The sequence below is a fragment of the Streptomyces jeddahensis genome, from assembly GCF_001642995.1.
Lineage (GTDB): Bacteria > Actinomycetota > Actinomycetes > Streptomycetales > Streptomycetaceae > Streptomyces > Streptomyces jeddahensis.
Map to the genome: position 1 here is coordinate 36,981 of NZ_LOHS01000066.1, position 12,386 is coordinate 49,366.

The 12,386-nt window shown below is 69.4% G+C and carries 11 protein-coding genes; 9 read left to right on the forward strand and 2 right to left on the reverse strand.

Annotated features, from left to right (window positions below; all coding sequences use genetic code 11):
* The first annotated feature begins 53 nt into the window (after window positions 1-53).
* The 6 genes from eccD to STSP_RS11350 all read left to right on the forward strand — a co-directional run bounded on the left by eccD (window position 54) and on the right by STSP_RS11350 (window position 7,352).
* Complete coding sequence (gene eccD / locus STSP_RS11325; RefSeq protein WP_078067082.1) at window positions 54-1,511, forward strand: type VII secretion integral membrane protein EccD; 1,458 nt, start codon at window positions 54-56, stop codon at window positions 1,509-1,511.
* Window positions 1,512-1,737: 226 nt separating this feature from the next.
* Window positions 1,738-2,025, forward strand: a complete 288-nt coding sequence (gene rpsO, locus STSP_RS11330; protein ID WP_067275582.1) for a 30S ribosomal protein S15 — start codon at window positions 1,738-1,740, stop codon at window positions 2,023-2,025.
* 319 nt (window positions 2,026-2,344) lie between these two features.
* Entirely contained in the window at window positions 2,345-4,567 is a 2,223-nt protein-coding gene (locus STSP_RS11335) for a polyribonucleotide nucleotidyltransferase (protein ID WP_067275584.1), read from the forward strand.
* Window positions 4,564-5,943, forward strand: a complete 1,380-nt coding sequence (locus STSP_RS11340; RefSeq protein WP_067275587.1) for a M16 family metallopeptidase — start codon at window positions 4,564-4,566, stop codon at window positions 5,941-5,943. The genes STSP_RS11335 and STSP_RS11340 overlap by 4 nt, the downstream gene beginning before the upstream one ends.
* Before the next feature lie 143 nt (window positions 5,944-6,086).
* Window positions 6,087-6,839, forward strand: coding sequence for a 4-hydroxy-tetrahydrodipicolinate reductase (dapB, locus tag STSP_RS11345; protein ID WP_067275589.1), 753 nt, complete (start codon window positions 6,087-6,089; stop codon window positions 6,837-6,839).
* Between the two features lie 60 nt (window positions 6,840-6,899).
* Window positions 6,900-7,352: a tetratricopeptide repeat protein gene (locus STSP_RS11350; RefSeq protein WP_067275591.1), complete on the forward strand. Its 453-nt coding sequence runs from the start codon at window positions 6,900-6,902 to the stop codon at window positions 7,350-7,352.
* A gap of 158 nt (window positions 7,353-7,510) precedes the next feature.
* Here the strand turns inward: STSP_RS11350 and STSP_RS11355 are convergent, their stop codons facing one another.
* Both STSP_RS11355 and STSP_RS11360 read right to left on the reverse strand, forming a co-directional pair.
* Window positions 7,511-8,062 carry a hypothetical protein gene (locus STSP_RS11355; RefSeq protein WP_067275594.1) on the reverse strand — a complete coding sequence of 184 codons (552 nt, stop codon included), beginning with the start codon at window positions 8,060-8,062 and terminating at the stop codon, window positions 7,511-7,513.
* Window positions 8,063-8,206: 144 nt separating this feature from the next.
* A complete protein-coding gene (locus tag STSP_RS11360) occupies window positions 8,207-8,446 on the reverse strand; it encodes a hypothetical protein (RefSeq protein ID WP_067275595.1) in 240 nt (79 codons plus the stop codon).
* A 201-nt stretch (window positions 8,447-8,647) separates the two neighbouring features.
* Here STSP_RS11360 and thyX point away from each other — a divergent pair, with 201 nt between their 5' ends.
* The 3 genes from thyX (at window position 8,648) to STSP_RS11375 (ending at window position 12,331) form a co-directional block, all read left to right on the forward strand.
* The gene (gene thyX, locus STSP_RS11365; RefSeq protein ID WP_067275598.1) at window positions 8,648-9,388 is read left to right on the forward strand and encodes an FAD-dependent thymidylate synthase; all 741 of its coding nucleotides are present in this window, start codon (window positions 8,648-8,650) and stop codon (window positions 9,386-9,388) included.
* A 225-nt stretch (window positions 9,389-9,613) separates the two neighbouring features.
* The gene (dapA, locus tag STSP_RS11370; RefSeq protein WP_067275601.1) at window positions 9,614-10,513 is read left to right on the forward strand and encodes a 4-hydroxy-tetrahydrodipicolinate synthase; all 900 of its coding nucleotides are present in this window, start codon (window positions 9,614-9,616) and stop codon (window positions 10,511-10,513) included.
* Between the two features lie 132 nt (window positions 10,514-10,645).
* A complete protein-coding gene (locus tag STSP_RS11375) occupies window positions 10,646-12,331 on the forward strand; it encodes a ribonuclease J (protein WP_067275604.1) in 1,686 nt (561 codons plus the stop codon).
* Window positions 12,332-12,386: the final 55 nt, after the last annotated feature.

Genomic DNA, 12,386 nt, shown 5'->3' on the forward strand with positions numbered 1-12,386 from the left:
TCGCGTCGTACGAACGGCGCGAAGGAGCCTTGTCTAGCAGGGGGAACTACCAGGTGAGCACGGGGACTTCGACGGGATTCTGCCGAATCACCATCGCAGCGCCGGACAGCCGTGTCGATGTCGCGCTGCCCGAGGACCTGCCGATCCAGGACCTCTTTCCTGAGATCATCAGGCTCTCGGGCCTGGTCCAGTCGGACACCAGCCCCGCCGGCTACCACCTCGTGAGCCGCGACGGCCAAGTGCTCGACGCGAGCCGTTCGTTGCTCGAGCACCGGGTCAGGGACGGCGAGGTGCTCCTGCTGCGGACGTTCGCCGACTCACTGCCGCCGGCCGTCCACGACGACGTGGTGGACGCGATCGCCGCCGCGGTCAAGCAGGACGTCCGCAGCTGGAACGACAACCTGATGCGGGTTGCCGGTCTTGTCGCGGGATCGCTGCTGCTGATCATGCTCGGCTTCGTCTTCTGGTTCGCGGACCCGATACGGCACGACATGCACGGCCTCCAGGGCATCCTCGCCGGCGTGACGGCACTGGCCCTGACGGCACTCGCAGGCGTACGGGCCCGGGTGTACGAGGACCGCGGGTCGGCCGTCGCGCTCGGCGTCTCGGCGCTGCCGCACGCGCTCATCGCGGGCTCCGGCGTCATTCCGCAGGACGCGGGCGAAGGCCCCGGCAGGCTCCAGTTCCTCGTCGGCTGCGTCGCCGTACTGATCTTCTCCGTCGTGCTGATCATGCTGCTGCCACAGGGGGACGCCCCGTTCGTGGCCGGTGCACTGGCCGCCGGGATCGGCACGCTCGCCGTGTTCTGCGGTGTGCTCACCGAGGCGAAACCGCGGGAGATCGCCGCCGGCACCGCGGTCGTCGCCCTGGCGGTCGTCGGCTTCCTGCCCGGCTGGTCGGCCCGCTTCGCCAAGCTGCCGATCGGTTTCCGCAACCCGGAGGACCTGGCCAGGGCCCGCCGCGACGGCCAGGAGGGCGACCTCGAGGCCGTCGACGTCCAGCGCATCGTCGCCCAGACCAGCCGGGGCCACGAACTGCTGCTCGGACTGGTCGGCGGCTGCGCCGTCGTCGTCATCGGAGCGGGTGGCGCGGTGCTCGGCTTCAGCGACAGCGGCTGGGCCCAGCTGCTGGCCCTGTGCACCGGCCTCGCCGCGATGCTGCGGGCGCGCCTGTTCCGGTACACCGCGCAGGTCACCTGCCTCTTCGTGGCCGGTGTCGTCACACTCGGCCTGCTGGTACTCGGCCTCGCGATCTCGCCGCCGGACCAGATCCTCATGGACCTGGCCCAGGGCAACTCCGGTCCCGTCGACGTACGGACCCTGTGGCTCGGCGCCTCGGTCGGAGCCGGCGTACTGCTCCTGATCGCGATCGCCCTGATCGTGCCGCGGAAGGGCCTCTCCCCCTTCTGGGGCCGCATGCTGGACCTCGCGGACTCGCTGGTGCTGCTGTCCCTGGTCCCGGTCTGCCTGGCCGTCCTCGACGTCTACAGCAAGGTCCGCGGCGGCGTCTGAAGGGGTCCCGCCGAGCCGCCGGTGGAAAACCGGCCACGTGCGGGCTGGTACGCTGTGTGACGGCCGTTTGTGTACGCACCCCCGGACCGCCCGAAAGCCCCGCAAGGGCTGACCCAAGGGCCCTGGAGGACGCGCCCAGCGAGCCCCGCCTCCCGAGTAACGGAAGCTCCCCTGAGAAGTGGACCAGGGGCACTCGGTGGCCACGAAGAGACTACGAGGAGTACGCGTGTCGCTCGACGCCGCTACGAAGAAGCAGATCATGTCGGAGTTCGCCACCAAGGAGGGTGACACCGGCTCCCCCGAGGTCCAGGTCGCTCTGCTGTCGCGCCGGATCTCCGACCTGACCGAGCACCTCAAGACCCACAAGCACGACCACCACTCCCGCCGTGGTCTTCTGATCCTGGTCGGCCAGCGCCGCCGTCTGCTGCAGTACCTGGCCAAGAAGGACATCCAGCGCTTCCGTGCGCTGGTCGACCGCCTCGGCATCCGCCGCGGTGCGGCGGGCGCCAAGTAAGACGCCGTGAAGGGAGCGGTTCCCGCTACAGGGGGCCGCTCCCTTTGCTGTACGTGCGGAGTGTCACTGCGACTTTGTAGGCTGGCTGGCACAACGCAATACGAAATCGGACACGTGACGTACGCGAAGCGACGCGGCGTACGGCCACGCACCACACATCGAGGAGGAGCGCCCCTAGCCGCCGCCGGTCCTCGGTAGTGGCCCCCGGGCACCAACCCCCGGGTGCTTCGATCGAAGACCGGCCAGCACACAAGGCGCGCTTCTCCGCCACCGTCCCCCGCCACACGGGCTCGGGGACGACAACGAGGAGATTCCGCTGGTGGAGAACGAGACCCACTACGCCGAAGCCGTCATCGACAACGGCTCCTTCGGCACCCGTACCATCCGCTTCGAGACGGGCCGCCTGGCCAAGCAGGCCGCCGGCTCCGCCGTGGCGTACCTGGACGACGACACCATGGTGCTGTCGGCCACCACAGCTTCCAAGAACCCCAAGGACCAGCTCGACTTCTTCCCCCTGACGGTGGACGTCGAGGAGCGGATGTACGCCGCCGGCAAGATCCCCGGCAGCTTCTTCCGCCGTGAGGGCCGTCCCTCCGAGGACGCCATCCTCACCTGCCGTCTGATCGACCGCCCGCTGCGCCCGTCCTTCAAGAAGGGCCTGCGCAACGAGATCCAGGTCGTCGCGACGGTCATGGCCCTCAACCCCGACCACCTGTACGACGTCGTCGCGATCAACGCCGCGTCCGCGTCTACCCAGCTGGCCGGTCTGCCCTTCTCCGGCCCGATCGGCGGCGTCCGCGTCGCGCTGATCCGCGGCCAGTGGGTCGCGTTCCCGACGCACACCGAGCTCGAGGACGCCGTCTTCGACATGGTCGTCGCGGGCCGCACCCTGGAGGACGGCGACGTCGCGATCATGATGGTCGAGGCCGAGGCGACCGAGAAGACGATCAAGCTCGTCGAGGGCGGTGCCGAGGCGCCGACCGAGGAGGTCGTCGCTGCGGGCCTGGACGCCGCGAAGCCGTTCATCAAGGTCCTGTGCAAGGCCCAGGCCGACCTGGCCGCCAAGGCCGCGAAGCCGACCGCCGAGTTCCCGATCTTCCTCGACTACCAGGACGACGTCCTGGAGGCGCTCACCGCCGCCGTCAAGGACGAGCTCGCCCAGGCGCTCACCATCGCGGGCAAGCAGCAGCGCGAGTCCGAGCTGGACCGCGTCAAGGGCCTCGCCGCCGAGAAGCTGCTCCCGCAGTTCGAGGGCCGCGAAAAGGAGATCTCCGCGGCGTACCGCTCGCTGACCAAGACCCTGGTCCGTGAGCGCGTCATCAAGGAGAAGAAGCGCATCGACGGCCGCGGCGTCACGGACATCCGTACGCTCGCCGCCGAGGTCGAGGCGATCCCGCGGGTCCACGGCTCCGCCCTGTTCGAGCGTGGCGAGACCCAGATCCTGGGCGTCACCACCCTGAACATGCTCCGCATGGAGCAGCAGCTGGACACCCTCTCCCCGGTGACCCGCAAGCGCTACATGCACAACTACAACTTCCCGCCGTACTCCACCGGTGAGACCGGCCGCGTCGGCTCCCCCAAGCGCCGCGAGATCGGCCACGGCGCCCTGGCCGAGCGCGCGCTCGTGCCGGTGCTGCCCACGCGCGAGGAGTTCCCGTACGCGATCCGTCAGGTGTCCGAGGCCCTCGGCTCCAACGGCTCGACGTCCATGGGTTCGGTCTGCGCCTCCACCATGTCGCTGCTGAACGCCGGTGTGCCGCTGAAGGCCCCGGTCGCCGGTATCGCCATGGGCCTGATCTCCCAGGAGATCGACGGCGAGACGCACTACGTCACCCTCACCGACATCCTCGGTGCGGAGGACGCCTTCGGTGACATGGACTTCAAGGTCGCCGGCACGAAGCAGTTCGTGACCGCCCTCCAGCTCGACACCAAGCTGGACGGCATCCCGGCCTCCGTCCTGGCCGCGGCCCTCAAGCAGGCCCGCGACGCCCGTCTCCACATCCTCGACGTGATGATGGAGGCGATCGACCGCCCGGACGAGATGTCCCCGAACGCCCCGCGGATCATCACCGTCAAGATCCCCGTGGACAAGATCGGCGAGGTCATCGGCCCCAAGGGCAAGATGATCAACCAGATCCAGGAGGACACGGGCGCCGAGATCACCATCGAGGACGACGGCACGATCTACATCGGCGCCGCCGACGGCCCATCCGCGGAGGCCGCCCGCGCCACGATCAACGGCATCGCCAACCCGACCATGCCGGAGGTCGGCGAGCGCTACCTGGGCACGGTCGTGAAGACCACCACCTTCGGTGCGTTCGTCTCGCTGCTCCCGGGCAAGGACGGCCTGCTGCACATCTCGCAGATCCGCAAGCTCGCCGGCGGCAAGCGTGTGGAGAACGTCGAGGACGTGCTGGGCGTGGGCCAGAAGGTCCAGGTCGAGATCGCCGAGATCGACTCCCGCGGCAAGCTCTCCCTCGTTCCCGTGATCGAGGGCGAGGAAGGCTCCGACAACGAAAAGAAGGACGACGCCGACCAGTGACGTCCCGTAGCTCCAAGGCGACGGCCCGCACCTCTTCGGAGGCGCGGGCCGTCGCCCGTACCCAAACCCTCCTCAAGGGCAAGGACGGCATCGGCACGGTCCGCCGTACGACCCTGCCGGGCGGCCTCCGCGTCGTCACCGAGACCCTGCCCTCCGTACGCTCGGCGACCTTCGGCATCTGGGCACACGTCGGCTCCCGCGACGAGACCCCGACGCTGAACGGCGCCACGCACTACCTCGAGCACCTCCTGTTCAAGGGCACGTCACGCCGTAGCGCCCTCGACATCTCAGCCGCCATCGACGCGGTCGGCGGCGAGATGAACGCCTTCACGGCGAAGGAGTACACGTGCTACTACGCGCGCGTGCTCGACACCGACCTGCCCCTCGCGATCGACGTCGTCTGCGACATGCTGACGAGCTCGCTGATCCAGGAAGAGGACGTCGACGCCGAGCGCGGCGTCATCCTCGAAGAGATCGCGATGACCGAGGACGACCCGGGCGACTGCGTGCACGACTTGTTCGCGCACACGATGCTCGGCGACACGCCCCTCGGCCGCCCGGTCCTCGGCACGGTCGACACGGTCAATGCCCTCACCGCGGACCGCATCCGCCGCTTCTACAAGCGCCACTACGACCCGACGCACCTGGTCGTGACGGCCGCGGGCAACGTCGACCACGCCAAGGTCGTACGCCAGGTCCGCGCCGCCTTCGAGAAGGCCGGAGCGCTCTTGGGGAACGCAGCCGAACCCCTCGGCCCGCGCGAGGGCCGGAAGGCGATCCGCGCCGCAGGGCGCGTCGAGCTGCTCGGCCGCAAGACCGAGCAGGCCCACGTCGTCCTCGGCATGCCCGGCCTCGCCCGCACGGACGAACGCCGCTGGGCCATGGGCGTGCTCAACACCGCGCTCGGTGGCGGCATGTCGTCGCGGCTTTTCCAGGAGGTCCGGGAGAAGCGCGGCCTGGCCTACAGCGTGTACTCGTACACCTCGGGCTTCGCCGACTGCGGACTCTTCGGCGTCTACGCCGGATGCCGGCCCAGCCAGGTCCACGACGTGCTCAAGATCTGCCGCGACGAGCTCGAGCACGTCGCCGAGCACGGCCTGTCCGACGACGAGATCGGCCGCGCCATCGGCCAGCTCTCCGGCTCCACCGTCCTCGGCCTGGAGGACACCGGTGCGCTCATGAACCGCATCGGCAAGAGCGAGCTGTGCTGGGGCGAGCAGATGTCGGTCGACGACATGCTGGCGAACATAGCGGCGGTCACCCCCGACGACGTCCGCGAGGTGGCCCGCGACATCCTGGGGCAGCGGCCGTCCCTGTCGGTCATCGGCCCGCTGAAGGACAAGCAGGCCGCGCGTCTGCACGAAGCGGTCTCCTGACCGCGCTGAGGGCGGTTTCCGGGCTGCGCGCGTGTCGTGCCCGGGAACCGCCGTGGTGGCGGTCCCTGATCGCCGGATCGCTTGACCGCTTGACCGTCGTACGGGCGGTCTCCCCACTCCCGTCGGAACGTAAGGAACAAGGGATGAGCAAGCTGCGCGTGGCGGTAATCGGAGCCAAGGGGCGCATCGGCTCCGAGGCGGTCAAGGCCGTCGAGGCCGCCGAGGACATGGAACTGGTCGGGGCCCTGGGCCGCGGCGACAAGCTGGAGACGCTGGCCGAGACCGGCGCCCAGGTCGCCGTCGAGCTGACCACGCCGGCCTCGGTGATGGACAACCTCGACTTCTGCGTACGCCACGGCATCCACGCCGTCGTCGGCACGACCGGCTGGACGGACGAGCGCCTCGCGCAGCTGACGGGCTGGCTGGCCGAGTCCCCGGAGACGGGCGTGCTCATCGCGCCGAACTTCTCCATCGGGGCCGTACTGAACATGAAGTTCGCGCAGATCGCCGCGCCCTACTTCGAGTCGGTGGAGGTCGTCGAGCTGCACCACCCGAAGAAGGTCGACGCCCCCTCGGGCACCGCCACGCGCACGGCCCAGCTCATCGCCGAGTCGCGGCGTGCGGCGGGCACGGCACCGGCGCCGGACGCCACGGAGACGGCCCTGGACGGCGCGCGCGGCGCGAGCGTCGACGGGATCCCCGTCCACTCCGTCCGCCTGCGCGGCCTCCTCGCCCACCAGGAGGTCCTGCTCGGCGGCGAGGGCGAGACCCTCACGATCCGCCACGACTCGCTGCACCACAGCAGCTTCATGCCGGGCATCCTGCTCGGCGTCCGCCGTGTGGTGTCCACTCCCGGCCTGACCTTCGGCCTGGAACACTTCCTGGACCTGGGCTGAGGCACGGGCCGAGCCGACGCAAGAGCTGCAAGAACTTCACGAGCTGCAAGAGCTGAAGAGATGCGCGCAAAGATCACCTATGTCGTCACGGCTGCCGTCCTGGTCGTCTACTTCGTCCTGGTCGGCAGCCGCGGGGTGCTGCTGATACAGCAGGGCACCGCGCTCACCGTCACCTTCGGTGTCGCGGTGCTGATCCTGCCGGTCATCGGCCTGTGGTTCCTCTGGAAGAACACACAGTTCGTGCAGAAGGCCAACCGGCTGGCCGCCGAGCTCGACGCCGAGGGCGGCCTGCCGGTGGACGAGCTGGCCCGCACGCCCGGCGGCCGCATCGACCGCGACTCGGCCGACGCCGTGTTCCTCAAGCGCAAGGCCGAGACCGAGGACTCCCCGGACGACTGGCGCTGCTGGTTCCGCCTCGCAGTCGCCTACCACGACGCCCGCGACACCCCACGCGCCCGCAAGGCGATGCAACGCGCGATCGCGTTGCACGACGGGAAAGAGGTCGGGGCCTGAAGGCATACGCCTCTGAAGGCCCCGGCCACGGCGGGCAGGGGCCTTCTGACGGTGGCTGCACCCAATAGGGGCGCGGGGAACTGCGCGACCAGCCACAACGGCGCCGCACCGATACGACGGCATAGCGTGGCACCCCCCAGCAGAGGAGCGCGGAGCGCCTAGCGCCGGTACTCGTAGGCCCACGCCTCGACGGAGTCCGCCGCCCGGTCGAAGGCCTCGAGGCGGGCCAGGAAGTCGGCGTCGTGGGTGGTGAGCAGGGGCTCCTGCTCACCGCTCCCGTCCGCGCGTACGAGGACGAGGGCCTGCCCCTGCACGGTCCGCGGCAGGCCCAGCCACCGCACCGGCTGCTGAACCGTCCGCGCGGCCGCCACCTGCCCCCAGGGCACCGTACGGGTCACGAAGAAGCGCACACGGCGCAGCCCGTGGGCGCTCACCCAGGTGCCCACCCGCAGCAGCCGCAGCGCGCTCACGATGATCAGCGCGGCCAGCCCTCCACACGCGGCACCGCCCGACGCCTTGCCGGCGAAGGTGATGATCACGGCGGCGACGAGGACGTACGACGCGAGCAGCAGCAGAAGCGCGGCGGCACCCACCCGCCACGGCCCCGGCCGGTAGGGGCGCCGCCACCGGTCGCGGTCGTCGAACGGCAGCGCGATATCGCTAGCTGCCTCGTCAAACGCGCGGTCTGCGGTCAGGAAGGGCAGGGGCACGACTGTTCCTCACTCGATCACGCACGGGTTCGTGCCCGAGGAGGCTACCGAGCCGCGCCCCCGCCTACCACCCTTGGGGGTCCATGGGGGTACGCACCCCTCGGGCCATGGGGGTACGCACCGCCGTTCGGGCAGCCAGAAGCGTCAGCGGCCGTCGGACGCCTCGGACTGCTGCGTATGCGCAGGCGACTGGTCGGCCGACAGCGCGGGGACCCCGAAGAGCAGGGAGCCCACGAGCCCGGCGACCACGGTGAGCCCGATGAGCGTCCGCCCGGCGATCTGGCCGGCGCTGGCGCGTTCACGGGGAGGGGGAGTGACGTTGCTGCGGAACTTGTCGGCTTCGGCGATGAAGGCGAACGGGACGGGCTCGCGCCGACGGAACATGGGTGGTGCTTCTCCTCGGATGAATCGAACGGAACGCTGCTACCTACACAGACGCTCGACGATCTCCCATGGTGCCCTGATTTGGGGAATTCTCCGAAGTTCGACGCCGAATGTCGCGGCACTCCTGGATCGGCCGGTTGTCAGTGCCGGGTCGTAGAGTGGGCGCCGCCCGAGAGAAGTGATGGAAGGACCCCCAGAGCCGTGACCGACAGCCCCGTCGACGACCCCAAGCCCAGCTTCCGCAGCGATGTCACCGTGGAGCTGGTGAAGCACGCGGCGAGCGACTCCGACGTGCTGTGGGCCGCCCGCGTCTCCACCGCAGGGGAGCAGTCCCTGGACGAGCTGAAGAAGGACCCGGAGCGCTCCAAGGGCCTGATCAACTACCTGATGCGGGACCGGCACGGCAGCCCCTTCGAGCACAACTCGATGACGTTCTTCATCAGCGCCCCGATCTTCGTCTTCCGCGAGTTCATGCGCCACCGCGTCGGCTGGTCGTACAACGAGGAGTCCGGCCGGTACAGGGAGCTGCAGCCGGTCTTCTACGTCCCCGACGAGTCCCGCAAGCTGGTCCAGGAGGGCCGCCCCGGGAAGTACGTCTTCGTCGAGGGCACCCAGGCGCAGCAGGAGCTCGTCGGCCGCGTGATGGAGGACTCGTACCGCGAGTCGTACGAGGCGTACCAGGAGATGCTCGCGGCGGGCGTGGCGCGCGAGGTGGCCCGTTCGGTCCTCCCGGTCGGCCTGTTCTCGTCGATGTACGCCACGTGCAACGCGCGCTCGCTGATGCACTTCCTCGGCCTGCGCACCCAGCACGAGCTGGCGAAGGTCCCGTCCTTCCCGCAGCGGGAGATCGAGATGGTCGGCGAGAAGATGGAGGCGGAGTGGGCGAAGCTCATGCCCCTCACGTACGCGGCCTTCAACGCCAACGGACGCGTGGCCCCGTAGCGACCACAGGGGCTCGCGGCTCGGCTCAGACAGCCGGTACAGATGTGCGCATCAGCCGAGCGAAGTGTCCGTATTGCGGCATTTGGCGAAGTTCATCTAGCCTGATCAAACGGACCCGGCACTGCTTGAACCCCCGAGCAGGCAGTGCCGGGCTCCGCATTTGTCGCGACTTGTCGCATGCCCCGAGGGGGGACCCCGCACTGAGCAGCGAGTAGCGTGTTACCCATGGCTCCGACCTCTACTCCGCAGACCCCCTTCGGGCGGGTCCTCACCGCCATGGTCACGCCCTTCACGGCGGACGGCGCACTCGACCTCGACGGCGCGCAGCGGCTCGCCGCCCATCTGGTGGACGCAGGCAACGACGGCCTGGTCGTCAACGGCACCACCGGCGAGTCCCCGACCACCAGCGACGCGGAGAAAACAGAGCTGGTACGAGCGGTGCTGGAGGCCGTCGGCGACCGAGCCCACGTCGTGGCCGGCGTCGGCACCAACGACACCCACCACAGCATCGAGCTGGCCCGCGCCGCCGAGAAGGCCGGCGCCCACGGCCTGCTGACCGTCACGCCGTACTACAACAAGCCGCCGCAAGAGGGCCTCTACCGGCACTTCACCGCGATCGCCGACGCCACCGAGCTGCCGGTGATGCTCTACGACATCCCGGGCCGCAGCGGCGTGCCGATCAACACCGAGACGATCGTGCGCCTGGCGGAGCACCCGCGCATCGTCGCCAACAAGGACGCCAAGGGCGACCTCGGCCGCGCCAGCTGGGCCATCGCCCGCTCGGGCCTCGCCTGGTACTCCGGCGACGACATGCTCAACCTGCCGCTGCTCTCCGTGGGCGCCATCGGCTTCGTCTCGGTCGTCGGCCACGTCGTCACGCCCGACCTGCGCGCCATGCTCGACGCCCACACGACCGGCGACGTCCAGAAGGCCACCGAGATCCACCAGAAGCTGCTCCCGGTCTTCACCGGCATGTTCCGCACACAGGGTGTCATCACGACCAAGGCCGCGCTCGCACTCCAGGGCCTGCCCGCCGGGCCGCTGCGCCTTCCCCTCGTCGAGCTCTCGCCCGAGGAAACCGCCCAGCTCAAGATCGATCTGGCGGCCGGCGGGGTAGAGCTCTGACCACGGACTTCACAACTCAATACACAGAACCCGCAGGTCAAGGACCTGCAGTCCATCCATATACGCAATTGCACGAACGTCATGCGCGCCATCTGCCGTCCGGCACGTGGCGCGCATGGGCAGGAGAGTCTTTTGAGTCATCCGCATCCTGAACTCGGCGCACCGCCGAAACTGCCGGAAGGGGGCCTCCGCGTCACCCCGCTGGGCGGCCTCGGCGAGATCGGCCGGAACATGACCGTCTTCGAGTACGGCGGCCGCCTGCTGATCGTCGACTGCGGAGTGCTGTTCCCCGAGGAGGAGCAGCCCGGAATCGACCTGATCCTCCCGGACTTCACGTCCATCAGGGACCGCCTCGACGACATCGACGGCATCGTCCTCACGCATGGCCACGAGGACCACATCGGCGGCGTGCCGTTCCTGCTCCGTGAGAAGCCGGACATCCCGCTGATCGGCTCCAAGCTGACCCTCGCCCTGATCGAGGCCAAGCTCCAGGAGCACCGCATCCGCCCCTACACACTCGAGGTCGCCGAGGGCGACCGCGAACGCCTCGGGCCCTTCGACTGCGAATTCGTCGCGGTCAACCACTCGATCCCCGACGCGCTCGCCGTCGCCATCCGCACGCCCGCGGGCATGGTCGTCCACACCGGCGACTTCAAGATGGACCAGCTCCCGCTGGACAACCGCCTCACGGACCTGCACGCCTTCGCGCGGCTGAGCGAGGAGGGCATCGACCTCCTCCTCTCGGACTCGACGAACGCCGAGGTCCCCGGCTTCACGCCGCACGAGCGCGACATCTCGAACGTCCTGCGGCAGGTCTTCGCCGGCGCCCGCAAGCGCATCATCGTGGCCAGCTTCGCCAGCCACGTCCACCGCATCCAGCAGATCCTGGACGCCGCCCACGAGTACGGCCGCCGGGTCGCCTTCGTCGGCCGCTCGATGGTCCGCAACATGGGCATCGCCCGCGACCTCGGCTACCTGAGGGTCCCGCCGGGCCTCGTCGTCGACGTCAGAACGCTCGACGACCTCCCGGACGACGAGGTCGTACTCGTCTGCACGGGGTCCCAGGGCGAGCCGATGGCGGCCCTGTCCCGCATGGCCAACCGCGACCACCAGATCCGCATCGTCCAGGGCGACACGGTGATCCTGGCGTCGTCACTCATCCCGGGCAACGAGAACGCGGTGTACCGGGTGATCAACGGTCTGACCCGCTGGGGCGCCAACGTCGTCCACAAGGGCAACGCCAAGGTGCACGTTTCCGGCCATGCCTCGGCCGGCGAGCTCCTGTACTTCTACAACATCTGCCGGCCCAGGAACCTGATGCCGGTGCACGGCGAATGGCGCCATCTGCGCGCCAACGCCGAGCTCGGCGCCCTCACGGGCGTTCCGCACGACCGCATCGTCATCGCCGAGGACGGCGTCGTCGTCGACCTCGTCGAGGGCAAGGCGAAGATCTCCGGCAAGGTCCAGGCCGGTTACGTGTACGTGGACGGCCTCTCGGTCGGCGACGTCACGGAGACCTCGCTCAAGGACCGCCGCATCCTCGGCGAAGAGGGCATCATCTCGGTCTTCGTCGTGGTGGACTCCACCACCGGCAAGGTCACCGGGGGCCCGCACGTCCACGCCCGTGGCTCCGGCATCGAGGACTCGGCCTTCGACGACGTGATCCCGAAGATCCGGGAGGCCCTGGAGCGCACGGGCCAGGACGGCGTCGTGGACCCGCACCAGCTGCAGCAGCTCATCCGCCGCACGCTGGGCAAGTGGGTCTCGGACACCTACCGCCGACGCCCGATGATTCTCCCTGTGGTGGTGGACGTCTGACGGTCCGTCGGACATCAGCCAGGAGCGGGGCGCCTCGATTTGCATCGAGGCCCCG

Bases quoted from the DNA above. Each gene is read 5' to 3' on its own strand.
- dapB (WP_067275589.1), top strand. From the start codon at position 6,087: ATGAGCAAGCTGCGCGTGGCGGTAATCGGAGCCAAGGGGCGCATCGGC.
- STSP_RS11350 (WP_067275591.1), top strand. From the start codon at position 6,900: ATGCGCGCAAAGATCACCTATGTCGTCACGGCTGCCGTCCTGGTCGTC.
- STSP_RS11360 (WP_067275595.1), bottom strand. From the start codon at position 8,446: ATGTTCCGTCGGCGCGAGCCCGTCCCGTTCGCCTTCATCGCCGAAGCC.
- dapA (WP_067275601.1), top strand. From the start codon at position 9,614: ATGGCTCCGACCTCTACTCCGCAGACCCCCTTCGGGCGGGTCCTCACC.